Here is a 21,023-nt window from a genome sequence, read left to right as displayed (position 1 = left end):
CGACACGAGCGGACCTGAAACGGGTCCGGCGACTGAGGAGCCTTCGGCGAACCAGGGCGAATGCCCTGGTCCTACCCGTGGGGCGGGCGGGACTCGAACCCGCGACCGAGGGATTATGAGTCCCCTGCTCTAACCCACTGAGCTACCGCCCCTTACCGGCGGCGATACTAACCCGTGCCGCGTACCCACAGCCAGCGATCTCCCCGCTCAGACGCCGACTCGCGCCCCTAGCCGGGACAGCACAGCCCCGGCCGTCCGCCAGCCGCCGGCCAGCGCGCCCTGGATCGAGGGGCTGTCGCGGTGGTCGCCGGCCACGAAGAGGCCGTCGCCCAGGTCGACGGGTTTGCGCAGTTGAGCTTGCGGGACGCGGGCCGCGGGCAGGGCCTCGGGGATGCTGATCATCTCGAGCATCTCCCAGTCGTCGGTCGGTACGCCGTACAAGCGGGACAGCTCGACCCTGATCACTGTCTCGGAGGCTGAGGACGGGGCCGAGACGCCGACCACCGAGGCGGCGATCAGGGATTTGCCGGGCGGCGCGTATTCGGGTGCGGCGTTGCTGATCACCACCGTGTTGGCGATGATCTCGCGGCGGTCGCCGTCCAGCAGCAGGGTGGGCTCGGCGATGGGGGCGCGGTCGGCGCCGAAGTAGAACGTGGTCAGGCCGTGCATGTCGGTGTGCGGCAGTTGCGGCAGCAGGGCCGACGCCGAGGACGGGTCGGTCGCGACGATCACGGCCCGGCAGCGGATCTCGCCGCCCTCGGTGACGACCACGCCGGGGGCGACCGACAGGGTGCGGGCGCCGATCAGCAGCTGGGGGTACGGCAGGGGGCCGGCGATGGCGGCCGGCAGGGCCTGCATCCCGGCGGCCGGGACGCCGATCCGGCCGCGGGCGAAGGAGCGCAGCACCATCGCGAAGACGTGGCTGGACGTGTCGAGCGAGCGGTCGGCAAAGACGCCGGAGAAGAACGGCCGCAGCACTTCTTCGATCATGCGGTGGGACAGGCCGGCCTTGCGCATCATCTCCTGCGCCGTCGTCTCGCGGGCGTCGAGCAGCCGGGAAGCGGGCAGTGTCGCGCAGCGGGCGGCCAGCGCCGCGAACTTGAGCCGGTCGCTGAGCGTGCCGACGTGCGCGTTGAGGGTCTGCGCGGCGGACAGCGGTTCGCGCAGCGGGTTTTCGAGCCGGTGCAGCTCCCCGCCGCGGCGCACCAGGGCGCCCGCGGTGAAGTAGCGCATGTCGAGCGCGTCGATGTCGACCAGGGCGGGCACCCGCGGGTAGGCCGTGTTGAGCACCTGGAACCCGCGGTCGAAGTGCCAGCCGTCGACGACGTCGGTGGCGACGCGGCCACCGATGCGGTCGGAGCCCTCGACGAGCAGCCACTCGACGCCGGCGCGGTCCAGCCGCCGGGCAGCGGCGAGTCCGGCGAGACCGCCGCCGACGATGACGACGTCCACCTCAACAGGTTGCGACACGTGCACCTCACAAGGGGACGAACCAGGCAGGCCCCAAGAGTAACGGTGGTCGGTGATCGCGGCAGCGGAAAGACCAAGACCGGCGGCGGCTCACGGCAGGTAGGCGACCTCGGGGAAGGCCCGGCTCGGCCCGTCGAGCAGCCGCCGACGCCGGCCTCGCAGGTGCTGGTCGAAGAACGCCACCGGGTACGCCTGGTCGATGCGCACCGCCCGGGCCGGGTCCAGGTCGCCGATCCAGCCGTGCAGTTCCTCGTCGCTCATCCCGACCACCTTCGCCACCTGGGGCATCAGCGCCTGCAGATCGTGGTACGCCGTATGTGTCGCGCCGGCTGCCTCGATGTTGAGCCGCCAGCCGCGCAGCTGGGTCCAGAACGCGGCCACGGCGGGCTCGGCGGCCCGGGTGAACTCGGCCGTCATCAGCAGGAACGGCCGTCCGGTGTGACCGGTCAGGGCCGGCAGCAGCGGTGGGTCGATGGCCAGACCGGCCTTCACCCGCCGGTCGGCCAGCAGCACCCGCGCCGTGGCCGTTCCGCCCTTCGACCACCCGGACATGCCGATCCGCCCCAGGTCCGGAGCACCGGCCAGGCCGTCCGGGAGCCGGCGGCCGTCGATGTCGGGGTTGCGTCCGGCGGCCAGGTCGCCGATCTTGTCGAGGACGAAGCGGGCGTCCCGCTCGAAGTCCGCCGGATACAGCGACTGCTCGGTCGGCACGACGACCCGCCCGTCGGGCAGCCGGCTGTAGGCGTCGCCGAGGTGGTCGATCGTGACGACCACATACCCGTGACTGGCCAGCTGCTGAATCATGATCGAGTCACCGTTGCGGTGATCGCCAGCCCCGTGGGAGAAGACGACGACCGGCAACTTCTTTCCCGTACGCCGGAGCGGCGCCCCTTCGTGCCCGGCCGTGAGCGGCGACGCCAGGACGTCCGGCGCGTACCCGGCGTCGGTCAGGTAGCGCCGCATCACGGCCGGCTCCATCCACGGCACTCGGGGGTAGCGGGCCGTGTCGCGGGCCGGATACCAGACCCCGACCATCAGCTCGCGCCGATGCTCCGTACCCGTGAAGGGATCGGGACGGGACGGATCGAGCAGATGCAGCGGCACCGAGCCCACCTGGTAGGGCCCGGTGGGCGCGGGCAGCCGGAGCCGGGCCGGAGCGACGGCCGCCGGGGCCGCCACCGCCCGCCCGGCCGGCGCCGCGACGACCGTCGCCAACGCTCCGGCGATCAAACTCCGACGGCTGACCTTCATGCTGCCTCCCCGTGCCGGCTGACTATTCTCTCAGCGTATACGCCGAGTGAGTAGAGCACCAGAGCAATCCGGCCGGCCCCGTTCATCACGGTGCCGGCCGGACGTCAGCGGGTCAGCTGGTCAGCAGGAGAGGTTGCCGCCCGGGTCCACGCCGAGGATCTGCGCGAACTGCCGATAGGAATCGACCCGGCTCTGCACCTGCCCCGGGTTGCCGCCGCCGCACTCGATAGCGCCGTTGATGCTGCGGATCGTCTCGCCGAAGCCGGCGCCGCCCGCCATCGCGGCGTGCGGGGTCATCGAGCCCGGCCCGGTCTGGGTCATCCAGTACCAGAGCGCGGTCTGCCAGGCCACCGACGCGTCGTTCAGCACCAGGTCCGGATTGTTCAGCAGGTCGACGCCGAGCGCGTCGCCGGCCGCCTTGTAGTTGAAGTTCCAGCTCAACTGGATCGGACCGCGCCCGTGATAGGCGGCCGTACCGGCCGGGCACCCGTACGGCTGGGTGGTGTCGCAGTAGTGCTCCCAGACATTCCGGTCGAGCTCCTCGACGTGCACCAGCCCGCCGGACTCGTGGCCGACGTTGGCCAGGAACGCGGCGGCCTCACGCTTGGCCACGTCCTCACCGCCGCCGGTGAACTCCGGGAACTTCTGCATCGCGTCGAGCAGCCCCGTGTACGTGTAGAACGGGATCCGGTTCGGGAACATCTGCTGGAACTGGGTCTCGGACACCGGCAGGGTCGCGGCCGAGGCTCCCGTACCGGGAAGCAGGGCGGCCAGACCGGCCACGACGGCCACCGCGGCGGCGCCGGCCGCGGCGAGAATTCTTCTGCTCATGCTCAGCTCCTTGTGCTCAGGTGAAGGGCGACTGCGCGCCCATCCGAAAATCCGAAGGGCGACAGCGCCAAGTCGAAGGGCGACAGCGCTCAGTTGAGGGGCGACTGCGCTCAGTCGAAGGGCGACTGCGCTCAGTTGAAGGGCGACAGCGTGATGCCGATGGCGCTGGGGTCACCGCTGTGCACGAGTGATTCCTGGTTGGCCACGTCGTCGAAGGCGAACGCGTAGGCCTTGCCGTCGACCATGTTGGCGTGGATGAGCTTCGCGTACTCGTTGGTGGGCTCGTTGCGGTAGAACGTGGCCGGGTCGGTGCCGGGCTCGACCGGCAGCGTCCCGAGGGTGCCGCGGGTCAGCGCCGCGCAGAGGCTGCGGGCGATCGGACCGACGACCAGGTCGTTGGGCGCGCCGAGGTTGCCGTCGCAGCCCCACACGTTCGCTGTCGTCGGCTTGGTGAAGCTCGCGACCCGTGCGCCCGTGCTGTCGGTGAAGTTCAGGACGTCGCCCGAGGTGCGCCCGGTGAAGGCCTTGTCGGGCTGGTCGAGGAACGGCCTGACGGTCAGGTCGGCGTTCTCGTACGCGCTCCAGGCCCGGTCGATGGAGCCGGCCAGATAGTTCGGGTCGAAGCCACCGGCGTCGGCGCCCTTGCCGGGTGACAGCACCCGCAGCACGGTGCCGTCGTCGCGGGTCTGCACCAGCTTGGCGAAGTCGGCGTCGGCCCGGAGCCCGTCGATCACGGCCCGGTGGCCGCCCGGCTTGAGCTCGCCGGTCTCCAGCGTCCGGCCGTCCGATCCGGTCACACTGACCTTGTGCGGCACGGCGAACATGTCCACCTGGGAGCTGTTCAGGAACACCCCGGAGTCGTTGTAGGTGAACTCGCTCCAGTCGAACAGGATGTCGCTGTTGGGATCGCCGGCCGCCCACGGAGCGGGTTGCACGAGGCCGCCGTCCTGGGCCAGCCTGAAGTCGAGCTTGTCGCCGAACGCCATGTACATGCGCCCGGACAGCCCCTTGGGCACCTGGATCGTCTTGGCGGCCCCGTTGCCCGGCCCGTCGATCGCCACATCGGGCGCAACCACCGGCGGATTGCCCCCGGCCGGCCACGGGGTGAACGTGCCGGCCTCGGTCACATAGCCGAGCCGGCCGCCGGACTCGCCGAGCACGTAGAGGTGCACGGCCTCGCCACGACCGGAGTCGTTGGTGACGGTCAGCGGCAGCAAGTCCGGCCCGGCCGCGTCGGCGGCGGGAACGACCGCCACGGCCGCGGAGACGGCGACAGCGGCGACGGCCGCTCCGAGCAGGGATTTGCGCTTGGTACGCATAGGCACTCCACAGTCCGGCCCCCGGGTGACACGGGCCCGGCGTGCCGGAGGGGATCCCGCGTCGGCCGGAACGCTTCGGGGGCGGACTGGGAAGGGGGTTGCGCCCCGGCCGTGACGCTCCGTCATGCACGAGAGCGCTCTCACACCCTCACCCCGCTACCGCACCGTGTCAATCGATGCCCGTCACGCTATAGCACATGCCACCGCGCACCCCCGATGGAGGCCGTCTTCGCAGGTCAGCACTTTGTTGCGCGACGGACGGGCAAGGATGGCCCGGATTCGAGGGCAACATGGATCGGACCGCACGGTGACTGCGGCACCTGTCGCACCGTAATCACCCTGAGCTGGGCAACCCCCGTGGACAGCTTCGAAGTAACCGTGGTTACATGCAGGGGTGTCGGAAGAAGTCACGTCTCCTGGTGGGGCGCGGGCCGGACGGTGGGTGCTGCTGGCGTACCGGATACCCCGCGAGCCGTCCCGCCCGCGCATCGCGGTCTGGCGCACCTTGGAGCGCCTGGGCGTCGCCCGGCTGGGCGACGGCCTGGTCAGCCTGCCCGCCGACGCCCGCACCCGGGAGCGCCTCGAATGGGTCGCCGAGGAGGTCACCGACAACGGCGGAACCGCCACGATCTGGCTGGCCGAGCCCACCTCGGTCGCGCAGGAACGGCAGATCGCCACCGCCCTGCGCCTGGCCCGGGCGGCGGAATATCAGGCGGTCGCCGAGCAGGCTCAGGCCGCCCGGGACGGGGACACCGGCGAGCAGGCCCGGGCGGCTCGCCGGCTGCGGGGCGAACTGCGCCGCATCAACCAGCGCGACTACTTCCCGCCACCCGAACGCGACGCCGCCCGGCTCGCCGTCCAGGAGCTGGCCGATCAGGCCGCCCGGGACGGGGTGCGGTCGTGAAGTGGGCGACCCGCGCCGGCGTGCACATCGACCGGGCCGCCTGCGCCTGGCTGATCCGCCGGCACGTCGATCCGGAGGCGACGTTCGTCTTCGTCGGCGACCCGAGCCACGTGCCGGGCGACGCCACCCCGTTCGACATGCGCGGGGTCGACCTGGGGCATCACGGCGGGGACTGCACGTTCGAGACCATCCTGCGCCGTTACGACCTCGCCGATCCGGTGCTGTGGAAGATCGCCGAGATCGTGCACGAGGCCGACCTCGACGACGAGCGCTACGACGCCCCGGAGGCGCCCGGCCTCGACGTCGTCCTGCGCGGGCTGTCGCTGGTGTGCACCGACGACCAGACCCTCGCCCACACCGCACCGCTGTTCGACGGCCTCTACGAGTACCACCGTCGGGCCCTGCTGCTCGACCGGCCACCCGCCTGATCCCCGCCCGGAGGAAAGCTCGTGACCACCACCGACCCCGCCGCCGCGCAGCCGGCCCGGGACGTCGTCCCGTTCCGCGAGGCGACGAAGGCCTGGTTCCTCATCTCCCTGCAGACCTTCGGCGGGCCCGCCGGGCAGATCGCCGTCATGCAGCGGCACCTCGTCGACGAACGGCGCTGGATCGGCCAGAAGCGGTTCCTGCACGCCCTCAACTACTGCATGCTGCTGCCCGGCCCGGAGGCCCAGCAACTCGCCATCTACGTCGGCTGGCTGCTCAACGGACTGCGCGGCGGTCTGGTCGCCGGCACGCTGTTCGTGCTGCCCGGCGTGGTCGCGCTGCTCGCGCTGTCGGCCGTCTACGTGGGATTCGGCGACACCACCGTCGTCACCGCGCTGTTCGCCGGCCTGGCGCCCGCTGTCGTGGCCGTCGTCGCCCAGGCCGTCTGGCGGGTCGGCAGCCGCGCGCTGACCAACGGTGTCCTGGTCGGCTTCGCCGTCGTCGCGTTCGCCGCCCTGGCGCTGTTCGCCGTGCCGTTCCCGATCGTCGTCGCGGCGGCCGCGCTGGCCGGCTGGGCCCTGCACCGGTGGCGACCGCGGCTGGTCACCGGCGGCCGGGGGCACGGCTCGGCCCAGGACGGCCCCGAACCGCTGATCTCCGACGACGCCCTGCACCACAACGAGCCCAGCACCGGCCGGGCCGCGCTCATCCTGACCGTGGGCCTGCTCGTCTGGCTGGTCCCCGTGGCCGCGGTCGCCCTGCTCACCGGGACCGGCAGCGTCTACACCCAGCAGGGCCTGTTCTTCTCGGGCACCGCGGTGGTGACCTTCGGCGGCGCGTACGCGGTGCTGGCCTTCGTGGCCCAGCGCGCCGTCGAGCACTACGGCTGGCTCTCCGCGGGCGACATGGTGCGCGGTCTCGCGCTAGCCGAGAGCACGCCCGGTCCGCTCATCATGGTCGTCCAGTTCGTCGCGTTCCTCGGCGCCTACCACAACCCCGGGCCGCTGGACCCGTGGACCGCGGGCGTCCTGGCTTCGCTGCTCACCACCTGGGTCACCTTCGTGCCGTGTTTCCTGTTCATCCTGCTCGGTGCCCCGTACGTCGAGAAGCTGCGCGGCAATCAGGCCCTGTCCGCGGCCCTGGCCGGCATCACGGCGGCCGTGGTCGGCGTCATCGCCAACCTCGGGCTGTACTTCGCCCTGCACACCCTGTTCGCCGAGGTCCGCGAGGCCGGCGCCGGCCCGCTCCACCTCCAGCTGCCCGACGTGACCACGGTCCGGCCGGTCCCGGTCGTCATCGCGATCGTCGCCGCCCTGCTGACCTTCCGGCTCAAGTGGTCGGTCCTGCGGGTCCTGGGCGTCTGCGCGGCCCTCGGTCTGGTGGCCGGACTGGCCGGGCTCCCGGTCTGACGGCCACCCGGCCTCAGCTGCGAGTCCGGCCGGGTCCGAGAAGGCGCTGGATCAGCCGGGTGTCGCCGGGCCACGCGGCCAGGATGACGCTCCGCGGGACCTGCCGGGCGGCGTAGCGCAGCGCCAGCGCGACGACCACGATGTCGTCGAGCGGGCCGATCACCGGGAGGAACTCGGGGATCAGGTCGATCGGGCTGGCGACCCAGAGCCCGGCGATGACGATCGCGATCCGGGCCCGGCGCGGGACTCTCGGGTCCTTCCGGAGCCGGCGCACGGTGGTCACGCAGTCGGGGATGAACGCGGCGAGGTCGCGCAGGAGGCCGGGCGGCAGCCGCCGGGCCAGCACGATGAGCACGAGCCAGCTCGCGATGACACAGACGATCCCGACGACCAGGGCGATGAGCCAGTCGCGCACCGTCAGCCCCGGGCCGGCACGTCGGTCGAGCAGCAGGAGCAAGGCTCGTCACCCCGGCCGGCCGGGGTGACCGGGAGCGCGCAGCACGCGTCGCCGCGCCAGGCCTCGCGGCCCTCCCGGACGGCGACGACGGCGATGACCAGGGCGGCGATCGGGTCGGCCCACGACCAGCCGAACAGGCTGTTGAGGGCCAGACCGACGAGCAGGACACCGGACAGGTACGTACAGAGCAGGGTCTGCTTGGAGTCGGCGACCGCGGACCGGGAACCCAGCTCGCGGCCCGCGCGACGCTGCCCATAGGACAGTCCCGGCATGATCAGCAAGGAGAGCCCCGCGAGCACGAGACCGACGCTCGAGTGTTCGGCCTCCGAGCCGCCGATCAGCGCCCGGACCGACTCGAACGACACGTAGGCGGCCAGGGTGAAGAACGAGATCGCGATGACGCGCAGCGCGACCTTCTCGCGGGCTTCCGGGTCGCGGCCGGCGAACTGCCACGCCACGGCGGCGGCCGAGGAGACCTCGATGACGGAGTCGAGGCCGAAGCCGATCAGCGCGGTCGACGAGGCGACGGTGCCCGCGCTGATGGCCACGACGGCTTCGATCACGTTGTAGGTGATGGTCGCCGCGACCAGCAGCCGCACGCGGCGGGTGAGGATCGCCCGGCGGTCCGGCGACGGCCCGGACGGCGCCGGCGGGATCAACGGCAGGCTCATCAGCAGCAGTCCTTCTCGTCGGCCTCCGGGCACGCCGTCGGGTCGACCGCCAGCACGAGGCCCAGGAGGTCACCGAGCGCATGGGTCAGCCGGGCGTCGGCGAGCTCGTACCGGGTGCGCCGGCCCTCGGGCACGGCCACGACCAGGCCGCAGCCGCGCAGGCAGGCGAGATGGTTGGAGAGGTTCTGCCGGGTCACGCCGAGCTGATCGGCGAGCTCGGCGGGATAACCCGGGCCGTCGCGCAGGACGAGCAGCAGCCGGGCCCGCGTCGGGTCGGACAGAGCATGACCGAAACGGGCCATCACCTGCCCGTGCGCCAGGGTTTCCACGGCCTGACCGTACACCAGATCGTGTATACAGCGAAGACTGTACTTGCATCCGGTACCTGGGTACGGGCTTACCGTCAGGGCATGACGCCCGAAGCGTGCACCCTTCCCACCGCCGACCGGTCGCTGCGGCTGGCCGAGTTCGACGACCTGTTCACCACCTCGCTGCGGGAGCAGACCCGCCTCTCCCCCACCACGCTGAGATGGCAGTTCCGCGCGGATGCCGAGAAAATCGCCCGTGACCTCGCCGTACGGGAAAGCTCCTGCTGTTCGTTCTTCTCGTTCACCTTCACGCCGTACGGCGACCGGCTGGAAGTCGACGTGCGGGTTCCCGAAGCGCACGTCGCCGTCCTGGACGCGCTCGCCGGCCGGGCCACCGCCCGCCTGACGACGTGACCGGCCTGCGCAGCAGCGAGGTGGCCGCCGCCGCGGGCGTGAACCTCCAGACGCTGCGCTACTACGAGCGGCGCGGACTGCTCGCCGAACCCGGACGCAGCCTGGGCGGGCACCGCCTGTACCCGGCCGAGGCGGTCACGATGCTCCGGGTCATCAAAGCGGCGCAGCGGCTCGGCTTCACCCTCGACGAGGTCGCCGGCCTGCTCGAGGCCGGCCGCCACCGGCATCGGCGCCCCGACGCCGGGCTGCGGGCCCGCGCCCGGGCCAAACTCGCCGAGGTCGAGACCAGGATCGCCGACCTCACGGTCATCGCCGACACCCTGCGGGCCGCGGCCGACGCCGGATGCGACGACCTCCTCAGCTGCGCCGAAGAGCCACGCTGCCCGATCCCGTTCGCCACCATCGCCACCGGTGCCCGGGAGGCCGCGACGGCGCCAGAAACGGGAAAAGGGCCACCGAAGTGGCCCTGACCTGGGTAAAGCTCCCCCGATTGGACTCGAACCAATAACCTGCCGGTTAACAGCCGGCTGCTCTGCCAATTGAGCTACAGGGGACTGCTGCAGCACCGCATCTTTCTCGGTGCCGGAGAACAGAGTACATGACCCGGCGGGCGGGGTGCCAAGGGGTTCCCGGGCGCGCCGAAGCAGGGTGAAACGCAGCGCGCAGGAGTACGAAACCGGCAGCATGGGTATGCACAAAGCATCGACGCACGCGCGTCACGAACGGAAGGAGCCGCCATCATGCGCGGAAAGCTGATGTTCATCACCGGTCTCGCGGCGGGCTTCGTCCTGGGCAGCCGCGCCGGCCGGGAGAAGTACGAAGAGATCACGGCCAACGCCAAGAAGGTGTGGGAGCACCCGACGGTCCAGGAGGCCGCCGGCGTCGCCCAGGCGCAGGCCAACAAGCTCTACAGCGAGAGCAAGGACAAGCTGCAGTCGTCGAAGCTGGGTGAGAAGCTGCACACCAGCGACACGACCAGCACGACCAGCACCACCGACTCGACCTTCACCGAGCCGCTGGCCACGTCGTCGAACAGCAAGCCCGCGCTCTGAGCGAACTGCGTCACCTGAGTACAGCGTGAGGCCCTGAGGCCGCCCTCGACGTCGAGGGCGGCCTCAGCCATGTCCCGGCTGCTCCGGCCGGCCCTACGACCGGTCCGGCCGGCTCTAGGACCGGGAGAAGGCCGCGTCGAACGCCGAGGTGGGAGCGTCGAAGGCGAGCTTCCGGACGAACTGCAACGCCTCGGGCGCGCCGAGCAGGCGGTCCATGCCGGCGTCCTCCCACTCGATCGAGATCGGGCCGTCGTAGCCGATCGCGTTCAGCGCCCGGAAGCAGTCCTCCCAGGGCACGTCGCCGTGACCGGTCGAGACGAAGTCCCAGCCGCGCCGCAGGTCGGCCCAGGGCAGGTGGGAGCTGAGCCGCCCGCGCCGCCCGTCGCCGGTGCGCACCTTGGCGTCCTTGCAGTCGACGTGGTAGATCCGGTCCTTGAACTCCAGGATGAAGTTGACCGGGTCGAGGTCCTGCCACACGAAGTGCGACGGGTCCCAGTTGAGCCCGAACGCCGGCCGGTCGCCGATGGCCTCCAGCGTGCGGCGGGTCGTCCAGTAGTCGTACGCGATCTCGCTCGGGTGGACCTCGTGCGCGAACCGCACGCCGACCTCGTCGAACACGTCCAGGATCGGGTTCCACCGGTCGGCGAAGTCCTGGTAGCCGCGCTCGATCATGGCCGGCGGGACGGGCGGGAACATGGCCACCGTGTGCCAGATCGACGACCCGGTGAAGCCGACGACGGTCTTGACCCCCAGGCGCGCGGCGGCGCGAGCGGTGTCCTTGATCCGTTCGGCGGCCCGCCGGCGTACACCCTCGGCGTCGCCGTCGCCCCAGATGTCGGCGGGCAGGATGTCCTGGTGCCGCTCGTCGATCGGGTGGTCGCAGACCGCCTGGCCGACCAGGTGGTTGCTGATGGCGAAGACCTTGAGGTTGTACTTGGCGAGTTGCTCGCGCTTGCGGTCGATGTAGTCGGGCTCGGCGAGAGCCCGGTCGACCTCGAAGTGGTCACCCCAGCAGGCGATCTCGAGCCCGTCGTAGCCCCACTCGGAGGCCAGCCGGCAGACCTCGTCGAAGGGCAGGTCGGCCCACTGGCCGGTGAACAGCGTGATGGGTCGCGCCATGGTGTTTCTCCCTCGCAGAAGAGCAGGTAAAGGTGGGCGGCGAGGGAAGGCCGCCCGATGGCACGACCGTGCTGGGCCGCATGACCGGCGGGGGTTGCGCCCCCCACGACCCGGCCGGCCCGTCACTGTGGTGCCAGGACCGACTCTAGACGGATTTCACCGTACGGGGCAGGGCTCATTTTCCGGCGCGAGGCCGAGGGCGGCCAGCTCGGCCAGCAGGTACGCGACGTCGCCGGCGATCTGCTCGACCGGCTGACCGGGCGCGCGGCCGACCAGGGTGAGATTTTCGGTGAGCGGTCCCTGCCGGCCGAACAGCCGGCTCAGCCCGTCCCGCCAGGCGCCGGTCGTCGACCCGGCCACGGCGCTCAGGCGTACCTCGACGATGGCCAGACCGGCGTCGGTGAGGGTCTCGATGCCGGCGGCCGGGTCGGGCCAGCACTCGGCGGCGTGGCCGAGGTCGAGGCACACGCCGAGCCGGTCCTTGTCGATGCGGCTGAGCGCGGCGACCGTCTGCTCCGGGCTGTCGAGCACCCGTCCGGCCGCGGGCCGGAAGCCGACCCGCACCGCGCGGCCGTTCTGCCAGGCCAGGTCGGCCAGGCCGTGCGAGAGGCGGCGCAGGATGCCGGTGGTGGCCTTCTCCTCCGGCTCGCCCCACCCGTCCCGCGGGCCGAGGCCGATGGTGCTGACGCTGCCGCGCACCGCGTCCTCGTCGAGCAGGTCGAGCAGGATGCGGGCAAGATCGAGGGTGTACTCCCGGCGGGCCGGCTCGTTCCAGGCGGGAGCCTCGCCGCCGCCCTCGTCGAAGGGCGCGCCGCTCATCGCGACGACCTCGAGCCGACGGGCGTCGAGTTCGGCACGAAGCCGGGTACGGGCGCGGCTCTCCACGGCGAGGGCGGCGGCGAGCGAGGGGGGAAGCCAGGGGCTCACGCCGAGGGAGTCGGCGCCGAGCCGGGCGCGGACCGCGCCGTACGTGTCGAGTTGTGCGACGACGGCGGGTAGATTGCCTGCCGTCCCCGGAGTGATCTCACAGGAAAGATGCACGATGCGGCCGGATGGATGTCTCAGCCGCATCAGAGTCCTCCCCGGACGAGTGCACCGGCGCATCTGCACGTGCATTCGCACGTGCTCACTGGTCCAGTATGGACCATGTGGGGGCTTGTGCTCGACGCGCGCGTGGCGGGCTTGCGCGTGGTCATGTCATCTCCATCCGTGGGATCACCTGCCCACGGATACGAGAGTCATGCGTTCTCAGGATCAGCGGCGTACGAACCGTGCGACGCCGTGACCGGCAAGAACATGATCGGTGAGACCTCGCCCAATTGGTAGGGGTCGATCGTCACGCCCGTAGTGACCAGCCAGTAGAACCGGAAAGGGTGGCCCCCGAACGGTTCCACGAGAGTCGATCGCTGTGCACGATCTGAATATTCGGGCATGCACGAAACGATCACCCGTGCGCCCGCACTCGATCTTGCCGCGTGCGTCCGTGGATCACGCCATGACAAGCGTCCGCAACGGGACGCACGACGTTCGCGTTCGCCATCCGACGAGCCTTCAGAGCGCCGCACGGGCCCGCTCGTCCCCGATGGCCGTGTTGGCCAACCAGCACGCCCCGCCCAGGGGAGCCCACCCGAACGACTCGACCTGGGCGACAACCTTGCGCACCATCGCGGGCTCCGGGTCGGGCCAGCTTTGGAAACCGGTGTCGCCGATGTCGCCGGCGGTCATCAGGCCACCGAGAATGAGCTGTTCGAGCAGCGCGACAGTCAGCGCCCGAAAGTCGAGCCCGGCCTCGTCCGCCGCCTCATGGGCCGCCCCGATCACCGTGTCGACGGGCACCCAGTCGTCGAGCCCCTCGATGAGGATCTCATTCGCCATGGAGTCGGTGTTCATTCCAGATGAACCTTCCGGTCTCTCTCGCCGGGCCTGAAGATGTCTATCGTCTCGCCACCGGAACGAGAGCTCAGCCGCCACTGAATGATCGTGCCGTCGGCCAGCCTATAGACCTCGTGGATCTTGGGACCGCGTGCCGGCTGAGCCTCCGCACCCTCGGTCCACCGGTCGAAGAGCCCGCGGAGTTCCGCACCGCTCGCGGCTGTGCGCACGTGGCTCTGCCGGCCCGCAGGCAAGCCCTCGAAATCGGACTGCCATTGGCGCCCCACCTGAGGCGTCACGGGTCCAGCCGCGGTCGTCTCCGAGCCACTTCCGTCGGCGCGCCCTGTTCGAGCTTCGGCGAGCACGGCGTCCTGACCCTCGGCCACACTGGCGACAGGATCCCGCCGGGGCCCAGGTCCGTGGGGCTTTTTCGCCACGCTCGCCTCACCCGCCCGTATCGAGACATCTCGATACGGACTTTAGCGGCGGGGCGCTACCTCAGATAGCCGTTGTTGTCGCAGGTGCGGCGCTGGAGGATGCAGTTCTTGGTCTGCTTGTTCATGAAGGCCGGGTCCCACATGACGAAGGCGTCGCCGTGCATCGAGGAGGCGCTCTTGCCCACCTTGTCGGAGGACAGGTAGTAGCCGGCCTTCGTGCCCTTCGCGCCGTACTGGATGTCGAAGGTGATCGCCGGGATGCGGACCGGGTGGCTGGACGGGCAGGCCTGGTCGGAGCCGAACGCGACGTGTGCCTTGTGGGTGGGGCTGTCCAGGTTCTTGCCGTCCCAGCAGTCCGCGAACTGCATCATGAAATGCAGCGTGGCCCCCTCGCCGCAGATCGGCCAGTTGCCGTTGTCGCTGCGGGCGATGCCGTCCAGGTCACCAGGACCGTAGAAAGCGCAGTAGAACTGACCCTGCGCCCCGCGCGGGGTCGGCACCTTCTTCTTGGCGTCTCCGGCGACCATGCGCAGGCCGTTGGGCATCGGCTTCACGTCGGCCGACTTGTTGCGGAGCGAGCGGTAGTAGACCCGGAAACCGGTGGTCTCGACGGGCTTGCCGGTCGCGTTGTCGTAGAGCGTCGGCACCCAGTAGGACGAGTGGTCCTGCACCGGCTTGCACGTGGTGGCCGTGAACTTCATCAGATCCGCGGCTGTCGTGCCGGCATCGACCGCCTTGTTGCCGACGAAAGAGTGCATGTGCGAGGCGCCGGGCAGACCGGGCAGGACGATCGGGTCGTCGGCCAGCCGGTGGCTGTACTTGCAGTCGGCCCGGAACTCGGGAAGGTTGCCGACGCTGCCGGGCGCGGGATCGATCTTCCTGCCCTTGTACGCCGACAGCTGCTTCTGCCACGCGGCCTGATCCACCGCGATCCAGCCGGGCTTGGCCACCGTACGCGTCGTCGGCGTGGAGCCGGGGGCGGTCGAGGCCGAGGCGGAGGCCGACTTGGTCGCGGCGGTCGCGGGAGGCGTGGTCGCTCGCCGGGCTGCCGGCGGGGCGACGGCCGGGGCCGACGTCGCCACCGCAGCGACGGCGGCCACCTGAGCCGGGCCGGGCGCGGGGTCACCGCCCGTGCCGGCCAGAGCGACGGCCCCAGCCGTCACAGCGACAGCGGCCACGGCGACGGCGCAGAACACTGCCGCTGCCCGCCTGGGCCGGCGCCGATGACGGGACTGCGGCACGCCGTCGTCGGGCCGGCTGTTCGTCGCATACGACACAGGGTCACTCCTCACCAGAACGCCGCCCGGCGTTGATCACTGGCTAGGGAGACGTGGGGTGGCGCGACCGATAACCAAAAAAGGCGACCGAGAAACGAGCGGATCAGGCGGCGCGGAGCACTGCGACGAGGAAGTCGGCGTCCGGGGTGAACGGGCGCAGGTCCCAGGTCGCTAGCAGCAGGTCGCTGGTCAGGCCCGCGGTGGCCGCGTCGGCCAGGAAGTCGTCGAAGGCGTAACCGCGGCCGGCGCCGAAGCCGACGACCAGGCGTCCGCCGTCGCCGAGGTGGCGCCCGCACCGGCGGAGGATCTCGGCGCGGGTGCTGGGCGCCACGAACGTCATGACGTTGCCGGCGCTGACGATCAGGTCGAAGCGGTCGGGCAGGTCGAGCTCGCTCAGGTCGCCGGTCAGCCAGCGGGCGCCCGGGTGGGTGGCGCGCGCCTCGGCGATCAGGGCCGGGTCGAGGTCGACGCCGACGACCTCGTGACCGGCGGCGGCCAGGTGGCCGCCGACGCGTCCCGTACCGCAGCCGGCGTCGAGCACCTTCGCCCCGCGGGGCAGCATCGCGTCGACCAGGCGGGCCTCGCCGGCCAGGTCGGCGCCGGCCTCGGCCATCGACCGGAAACGGTCGATGTACCACTGGGAGTGGTTGGGGTTCTCGCCCAGGAGCTTGAGCCAGCCGTTCTGATCACTCATTGCGCCGATGGTAACCGGCCCTCCCGTTCTCCCGGGATCACACCGGGCGTGAGCCTGACCGTCCGGGCCTCGCCGGGCAGATCGTTCCTGGGCTGATCGCCGGGGCGGGCCCGGGCGAGGACCTCCTCGGCGGTCAGCGGGCTGCGCGGGTGGTGGGTGAGCGAGAGCGGCGTACGGATCTTGCGTGGGGGTGCGCCCTCGGCGGCCAGGTAGAACTCGCCGACGGTGAGGCGGGAGATGTCGGGCACGTCGCCGCCCTTGGCCTTGGCCATGTCGCGGGCGGCCTCGATCTGGATGGGGCTGTTCATCAGGCCGTACATCTGGGTCGCGGCGTTGCCGGGGATGCGGTTGTGCAGGCCCTTGGGCGCCTGGGTGGCGAAGATCAGGCCGAGGCCGTACTTGCGGGCCTGCGCGGCCAGCGCCAGGGTGCTCTGGGTGCAGGCGGTCATCGCGCCGGACGGGGCGAACGTCTGGGCCTCGTCCATGACCAGCAGGCCGAGCAGGGGGCGGTCGCCGGCCGGGTTCTTCTTGATCCACGCGAACAGGGCCATCTGCAGCTGGTTGACGAAGCTTTGCCGTACGTCGTCGGAGGGCAGCCCGACCAGGCTGATCACCGAGACGCGGGCGCGCTTGCCGGGGGCCGGGGTGAGCAGCAGGCCCGGGTCCATCGGGGTGCCGTGCCCGCCGAAGAGCGGATCGTTGACCATCGCCGCGGTGAGCGTCTGGGCCAGACCCAGCGCGATCTTGTCGGCGTCGTCCAGGTCGATCGTGCCGTCGGGCAGGGCGGCCAGGGTGTCGATGAGCCCCTTGAGGCGGGTGCCGCCCCGGCGGCCGTAATGCTCGACCGCCTTGCGCAGCACGGCCAGGCCCAGTGCGGCCTTGGTGGTGCGGCCGGTGACACCGGCGCGGGGCGCGAGCGACGCGACGGCGGCCTCGACCGCCTCGTTGAACTCGTCCTCGTCGTCGCGGACGCTGCGGAAGTCGGGCAGGGGCTGGAAGCTGAGCGGCCGACCGGACGCACGCCGGGGCGTCCAGACCACCACGTCGGTGTTCTCCAGGTATTCCGCGGCGTGGGCCGGATCGTCGGGACGCCATGGGGCGGGCGGTTCCGGCCAGGCCTCGCCCAGGCGCGCGAGGTCATTGTTGGGGTCGAGCACGATGGCCGAGACGCCTTGCAGCGCGCACTCCTCGATCACGCGCCGGATCAGCACCGTCTTGCCCGAGCCCGAGCCGGCGAAGATGGTCGCGTGCTTCCGCAGCGCCTCGAGGGGCAGGCGGGCCGGCGACCCGTCCTGGTAGTCGTACCCGACGGTGAAGGCCGGCTCGGAGCTGTCAGGGGCGGTCGCGGCCTGTGCGGGCGCATCGACAGCGGGGGCATCGACAGCGGGCGCATCGACAGCGGGCGCTGAGCTCACCGCGGCCGGCGCGATCCAAGCTGCCACATCGGACAAGGCTTCCTGCAGAACAGTGAGACCGTGGGCCGGACGGCGCTCGGCCAGCCAGCCCTGCAGGTCCATCGTCGTCTCGGCCAGCATGACGTGCAGCGCCGACAACGTCCGCAGGTCGTCCTCGCTCAGCGCGAGCGTCCGTCCGCCCCGACGCTCCAACTCGGACACCGCATCCCGCGTACGCTCCCCCGCCCCCCACTTACCGTTGCGCAACAGGAAGAGGCGCCTCTTCGGGGTGCCCGCGTCGACCGCCGCCGCCCGGGACGCCTTGCGGATCCGGGCCAGGGCCGCGCTGGGATGGTGCTCGTCGCTGATCGCCCGGAAGCACCAGTGCGCCTGATCCTCCGTACGCTCGTCCAGGGTCAGCCGCAGCCGCGCGTGCAGCGGCGGATCGGCGCTCGGCGGCGGGTCCACGCTGAAGGCCTCGTCGCCCCGCTCGAGGATCCAGGCGGTGAGCCCGGCGGCCAGCAGCGCCGGCATGGCCCGATCCTCGGTCGTACGCCCCAGCGGCGTGACCACGTCGGCCGCCTTCCGCAGCTCTGCGAACCTCGCGTCGTACGCCTCCAGCCCGTCGCCCGCCGGAACCGTCGACACCGACCGGGGAACGACCGGCTCGCCGAGGCGCTCGAGGATGCGCACCTCGCCGTCCGCGAGACAGGCCCGGACGTGCTGGTCGATCTCCATCAGCAGCTGGCGCGGCGTGAACTGGCCGGCCTCGGCGAACGCCCCCGCCGCGATCGGCCAGGTCGGGAACGGCGGCTCGAAACCCGCCTCCTGATAGCGCAGCCCGAACCGCTTCTCGATGATGGCGCGGGCGAGGTCGTCGTCGTTGATCCGCTTGAGCTGCGGCGTCAGCCGGAACCGGTCGGCCACGGTGTCCGCCGCCGTCGACGAGACGATGGTCCACGAGTTGGGGATGCAGGCCAGGACGGTGAGCGTCCGGCGGGTGATCTGCCGCAGGGTCATCAGGCCGTCGGCCATCCGCGCCAGCATCAGCGCCTGTTCCGGGTCGACGACCGCCGCGGCGGCCAGGGTGGGATCGCTCTGGACCGCCACCTGCGCGATCAGCGTGTCGATCTGGTCGATCGCGATCACCGACGGCCCGGTGAGCGCCAGCAGCCAGGACAGGTCCTGGACGATGAGCTGCGCCGGCCGGGCCGCGCGGCGCATGCCCCACGCGTTGCGCTCGCCCGCCACGTTCTCCTCACCCGAGACGAAGTAGTTCTCGGCGAGGTCACGGTGCGCGACGTCCTCGGAGGCACTGAGCGCGAGCGCCCGGGCGGTCTCCTGGCTCGACCGCGCCACCTGCCGGTCGTACTCGCCCAGCCCCTCGATGAACGCGTCGAGGTCGGCCCGGGTCAGCTCGGTCTCCCCCATGACCGCACGCCGTGACTTGCGGGGCGCGCCGACCATCGCCGACAGCCGGCGCAGCAGCACGGTCAGCTGGGTCTGATCGGTGCCCGGGATCGGGCGGGACAGTCCGTCCAGCATCGCCGCGAGCACGCTGTCCCAGAAGCCACCCGCGTCGAGCAGGCTGACCAGGAAGAAGTACCCGCCCTGGCCCTGCACCTGCTGCCGCACCCAGCCGAGCAGGTGGGTCTTGCCCGACCCGCGCTGCCCCTGCACCACCAGCCCGATCGGGCTGGCGTCCCGGCTGGCCCCGGCCTCGGCGTAGCCGTCGGCGATGTCACGCAGCGCCGGCAGATGCAGGCCGTCGACGTGGAACGGCAGCGGACGCCAGATGTCGTCGGGAACCGGCGCCCAGTTGAACCGCAGGGACGCCAGCGCCGCTCGTTGCGCCTCGTCCATCACACGCCGATCGCCAGCAGGTGGTTCCGCTGACCGCCGAGCTGGAGGGCGGCCTCGTCGTCGGCCGCCGTCAGGGAGCTCTGGTTGGACTCCGGAACGATGTTCACGCCGTCCTCCCGGCTGAGCCGCCGCAGGGCCTCGTCCAGGTCGGCCCGGGGCACGTCGGCGAAGAACGGGCGCAGCCGGGCCAGGCTCACCCACGCGCCGGGCTCCCGCGCGAGCGCGTGATAGGCGCTGACCAGACGCGGACCCAGATCACCGGGAGCGGCCGACGTCGCGCGCATCTCGGTCTGCGCGAACAACTCGGTGAGGTTGGCCGCGCCGCTGCGCTCGAGGAGGCGGTCACGCAGGTCGGCGTGCAGCGCGGTCAGTGCGGCCCCCAGCGCCGTGGCCCCGCGCGCCTTGAAGTCGAAGTCGCTCTGCATGCGCACCCAGCCCTTGTCGTCCAGCTGCATCGCCACGGTGCGCCCGCTCCGGCGGCTCGACACGTAGTGCAGCCGGCCCAGCTTGTCCCGCTGCTCCTTGCGTACGTCGAGCCCGTACCGGGCCTTGAGCTCGGTGTTGAGGACCTCGCGGGCCTCGACCATCAGGACCATGAGGATCGCGCCCTCGGTGGGGGTCAGGTCATCGCCGGCCATGGTGGTGTCCTTCCGCTGTATCGCGCCGCCGTCCCCGCACATACGTGCCGATCTGGTGAACCACGGCGCCGACGTCATGAATGATCCGGGCATTGGTGAAACGCAGGACGGCATAACCGTCGAGAGTCAATTGCACGTCACGCCGCCTGTCCTGCTCATAGCGCAGCGGATGGCAGTGCTCGGGCCCGTCGATCTCGACGACACACCGCTCCCGCGGCCACAGGAGATCCAACCGTACGGTCGGGGTGAGCGCATTCGACCGGTGATCCTGATTCCAGCGGCGCCCGGTCGCCCACGCCTCCTTGGCCAGCGCCGCCTCGAGCCTGGCCTCGACCGTGCTCGCGGGGTGTGGGCGGCCCGCCTCCGCGGTGCTGGCTTTCCGAGCAGGCAGCCCCAGATGTACTGCGGGGACGCGCTCACTGCCGGCGCCGAGCAACCAGACTGCGGGGCCGCCGTTGCTCACCAGCCACTCGGCCCCGGCGACGACAGCGTCGACGCCGCCGACCCGGTCGGCTCCCCCGGCGGGATCGACTTCGTCGGTGCGATCGACTTCCCCGGCTCGATCAACTCCGCCGGTCCGCTCGACTCCACCGGCTCGATCGAGTCCGCCGGTCCGCTCAACCCCACCGGCTCGATCGAGTCCGCCGGTGCCATCGACGAGCAGCACTGTCCGGCGTCGGCCGAACGCCTCGGCGACCAGCCGGGCCAGCTCCCGCGCCCGGATTCGCAGCGGTGGCAGCCGGTGCGGCCGGTGGCCGGTCAGTGCCAGAACGGCAAGATCGGTCAGGAACGTCCGCGGGTAGTGGCTCTTGCGCGCGAGGTCAGCGGCCAGCAGACGCGCGGCGGCGATCCCGCCCACATCGGCCCGGCTCCCACCCGCCTCGGGAAGCCAGGCCGGCAGCAGTTCGACGGCCGCCTTCTCGAGCGCCCCGACCGCAGCCTCGGCGAACGCTCCCGGGCTGGCACAGGAAGCAGGCACGCGAGTCACCAGCGGCGCCAGCTCCCCCGCCTCGGCCAGCGCCCGAGCGAGATCGTCGACCGCGACCCCGGGAAGCGAGACGACCCGGTCGACCGGAATCCCCGCCCCGATCATGCGGCGATCGAAACAGCCACAGCCGCGGTGATCAGTGTTCTCAACCCTTTCCGACCCGGATCCGTACGCCCCGGACAGCCTACGAATCACCACCGGCCGGCGCCATAGCGCAGATGTGATCCTT

Annotated in this window: 21 protein-coding genes and 2 tRNA genes; 6 read left to right on the top strand and 17 right to left on the bottom strand. The window is 71.4% G+C overall.

Features of this window, described 5'->3' with window-relative positions; translation table 11 throughout:
- Positions 1 to 78: 78 nt before the first annotated feature.
- From HJC40_RS00255 to HJC40_RS00235, 5 genes are all read right to left on the bottom strand, one after another.
- A tRNA-Ile gene (locus HJC40_RS00255) sits at positions 79 to 152 on the bottom strand.
- A gap of 55 nt (positions 153 to 207) precedes the next feature.
- Complete coding sequence (locus HJC40_RS00250; protein WP_249997498.1) at positions 208 to 1,470, bottom strand: NAD(P)/FAD-dependent oxidoreductase; 1,263 nt, start codon at positions 1,468 to 1,470, stop codon at positions 208 to 210.
- 90 nt (positions 1,471 to 1,560) lie between these two features.
- Positions 1,561 to 2,721, bottom strand: a complete 1,161-nt coding sequence (locus tag HJC40_RS00245; protein ID WP_249997496.1) for an acetylhydrolase — start codon at positions 2,719 to 2,721, stop codon at positions 1,561 to 1,563.
- Between the two features lie 120 nt (positions 2,722 to 2,841).
- Positions 2,842 to 3,552 (bottom strand): chitinase, encoded by a 711-nt coding sequence (locus HJC40_RS00240; protein ID WP_249997493.1) that lies wholly within the window; start codon positions 3,550 to 3,552, stop codon positions 2,842 to 2,844.
- A gap of 131 nt (positions 3,553 to 3,683) precedes the next feature.
- Positions 3,684 to 4,871, bottom strand: a complete 1,188-nt coding sequence (locus HJC40_RS00235; RefSeq protein ID WP_249997492.1) for a beta-1,3-glucanase family protein — start codon at positions 4,869 to 4,871, stop codon at positions 3,684 to 3,686.
- Positions 4,872 to 5,265: 394 nt separating this feature from the next.
- On the opposite strand from HJC40_RS00235, the gene HJC40_RS00230 reads away from it, so the two are divergent.
- Genes HJC40_RS00230 through chrA form a run of 3 tightly spaced genes read left to right on the top strand, consistent with a single transcriptional unit; the run spans position 5,266 to position 7,610 of the window.
- A complete protein-coding gene (locus HJC40_RS00230; protein WP_249997490.1) occupies positions 5,266 to 5,775 on the top strand; it encodes a Chromate resistance protein ChrB in 510 nt (169 codons plus the stop codon).
- Positions 5,772 to 6,203 (top strand): chromate resistance protein ChrB domain-containing protein, encoded by a 432-nt coding sequence (locus HJC40_RS00225; RefSeq protein WP_249997488.1) that lies wholly within the window; start codon positions 5,772 to 5,774, stop codon positions 6,201 to 6,203. The genes HJC40_RS00230 and HJC40_RS00225 overlap by 4 nt, the downstream gene beginning before the upstream one ends.
- Before the next feature lie 21 nt (positions 6,204 to 6,224).
- A complete protein-coding gene (gene chrA, locus HJC40_RS00220; RefSeq protein ID WP_249997485.1) occupies positions 6,225 to 7,610 on the top strand; it encodes a chromate efflux transporter in 1,386 nt (461 codons plus the stop codon).
- 13 nt (positions 7,611 to 7,623) lie between these two features.
- On the opposite strand, the gene HJC40_RS00215 is transcribed toward chrA, so the two are convergent.
- Genes HJC40_RS00215 through HJC40_RS00205 form a run of 3 tightly spaced genes read right to left on the bottom strand, consistent with a single transcriptional unit; the run spans position 7,624 to position 9,040 of the window.
- Positions 7,624 to 8,025 (bottom strand): DUF1232 domain-containing protein, encoded by a 402-nt coding sequence (locus HJC40_RS00215; RefSeq protein ID WP_249997484.1) that lies wholly within the window; start codon positions 8,023 to 8,025, stop codon positions 7,624 to 7,626.
- A gap of 2 nt (positions 8,026 to 8,027) precedes the next feature.
- Positions 8,028 to 8,738 (bottom strand): cation transporter, encoded by a 711-nt coding sequence (locus HJC40_RS00210; RefSeq protein ID WP_249997482.1) that lies wholly within the window; start codon positions 8,736 to 8,738, stop codon positions 8,028 to 8,030.
- Positions 8,738 to 9,040: a helix-turn-helix transcriptional regulator gene (locus tag HJC40_RS00205; protein ID WP_249998190.1), complete on the bottom strand. Its 303-nt coding sequence runs from the start codon at positions 9,038 to 9,040 to the stop codon at positions 8,738 to 8,740. The genes HJC40_RS00210 and HJC40_RS00205 overlap by 1 nt, the downstream gene beginning before the upstream one ends.
- Before the next feature lie 108 nt (positions 9,041 to 9,148).
- Here HJC40_RS00205 and HJC40_RS00200 point away from each other — a divergent pair, with 108 nt between their 5' ends.
- A complete protein-coding gene (locus HJC40_RS00200; RefSeq protein ID WP_249997480.1) occupies positions 9,149 to 9,460 on the top strand; it encodes a hypothetical protein in 312 nt (103 codons plus the stop codon).
- Positions 9,457 to 9,930 (top strand): MerR family transcriptional regulator, encoded by a 474-nt coding sequence (locus HJC40_RS00195; protein WP_249997478.1) that lies wholly within the window; start codon positions 9,457 to 9,459, stop codon positions 9,928 to 9,930. The genes HJC40_RS00200 and HJC40_RS00195 overlap by 4 nt, the downstream gene beginning before the upstream one ends.
- Positions 9,931 to 9,941: 11 nt before the next feature.
- Here the strand turns inward: HJC40_RS00195 and HJC40_RS00190 are convergent.
- Positions 9,942 to 10,014: transfer RNA gene (locus HJC40_RS00190), tRNA-Asn, on the bottom strand.
- 186 nt (positions 10,015 to 10,200) lie between these two features.
- Here HJC40_RS00190 and HJC40_RS00185 point away from each other — a divergent pair.
- Positions 10,201 to 10,512 (top strand): hypothetical protein, encoded by a 312-nt coding sequence (locus HJC40_RS00185; RefSeq protein ID WP_249997476.1) that lies wholly within the window; start codon positions 10,201 to 10,203, stop codon positions 10,510 to 10,512.
- Positions 10,513 to 10,626: 114 nt separating this feature from the next.
- Here the strand turns inward: HJC40_RS00185 and HJC40_RS00180 are convergent, their stop codons facing one another.
- The 8 genes from HJC40_RS00180 to HJC40_RS00145 form a co-directional block, all read right to left on the bottom strand.
- Complete coding sequence (locus HJC40_RS00180) at positions 10,627 to 11,631, bottom strand: sugar phosphate isomerase/epimerase (RefSeq protein WP_249997474.1); 1,005 nt, start codon at positions 11,629 to 11,631, stop codon at positions 10,627 to 10,629.
- A 156-nt stretch (positions 11,632 to 11,787) separates the two neighbouring features.
- Positions 11,788 to 12,702 (bottom strand): sugar phosphate isomerase/epimerase, encoded by a 915-nt coding sequence (locus HJC40_RS00175; protein ID WP_249997472.1) that lies wholly within the window; start codon positions 12,700 to 12,702, stop codon positions 11,788 to 11,790.
- Between the two features lie 480 nt (positions 12,703 to 13,182).
- The gene (locus HJC40_RS00170; protein WP_249997469.1) at positions 13,183 to 13,521 is read right to left on the bottom strand and encodes a hypothetical protein; all 339 of its coding nucleotides are present in this window, start codon (positions 13,519 to 13,521) and stop codon (positions 13,183 to 13,185) included.
- 475 nt (positions 13,522 to 13,996) lie between these two features.
- Positions 13,997 to 15,217 (bottom strand): DUF1996 domain-containing protein, encoded by a 1,221-nt coding sequence (locus HJC40_RS45975; RefSeq protein ID WP_249997467.1) that lies wholly within the window; start codon positions 15,215 to 15,217, stop codon positions 13,997 to 13,999.
- A gap of 103 nt (positions 15,218 to 15,320) precedes the next feature.
- A complete protein-coding gene (locus HJC40_RS00160) occupies positions 15,321 to 15,911 on the bottom strand; it encodes a bifunctional 2-polyprenyl-6-hydroxyphenol methylase/3-demethylubiquinol 3-O-methyltransferase UbiG (protein ID WP_249997465.1) in 591 nt (196 codons plus the stop codon).
- Positions 15,908 to 19,168, bottom strand: a complete 3,261-nt coding sequence (locus tag HJC40_RS00155) for a helicase HerA domain-containing protein (RefSeq protein ID WP_249997462.1) — start codon at positions 19,166 to 19,168, stop codon at positions 15,908 to 15,910. The genes HJC40_RS00160 and HJC40_RS00155 overlap by 4 nt, the downstream gene beginning before the upstream one ends.
- Positions 19,168 to 19,806: a hypothetical protein gene (locus HJC40_RS00150; RefSeq protein ID WP_249997460.1), complete on the bottom strand. Its 639-nt coding sequence runs from the start codon at positions 19,804 to 19,806 to the stop codon at positions 19,168 to 19,170. Before HJC40_RS00150 ends, HJC40_RS00155 begins: the two co-directional genes overlap by 1 nt.
- Positions 19,793 to 20,899 carry an endonuclease domain-containing protein gene (locus HJC40_RS00145; protein WP_249997458.1) on the bottom strand — a complete coding sequence of 369 codons (1,107 nt, stop codon included), beginning with the start codon at positions 20,897 to 20,899 and terminating at the stop codon, positions 19,793 to 19,795. Before HJC40_RS00145 ends, HJC40_RS00150 begins: the two co-directional genes overlap by 14 nt.
- Positions 20,900 to 21,023: the final 124 nt, after the last annotated feature.

Source organism: Actinoplanes sp. M2I2 (genome assembly GCF_023544445.1).
Lineage (GTDB): Bacteria > Actinomycetota > Actinomycetes > Mycobacteriales > Micromonosporaceae > Actinoplanes.
The sequence above is the reverse complement of the archived record's forward strand: the minus strand, read 5'-3'. Positions and strand labels throughout refer to the sequence as shown.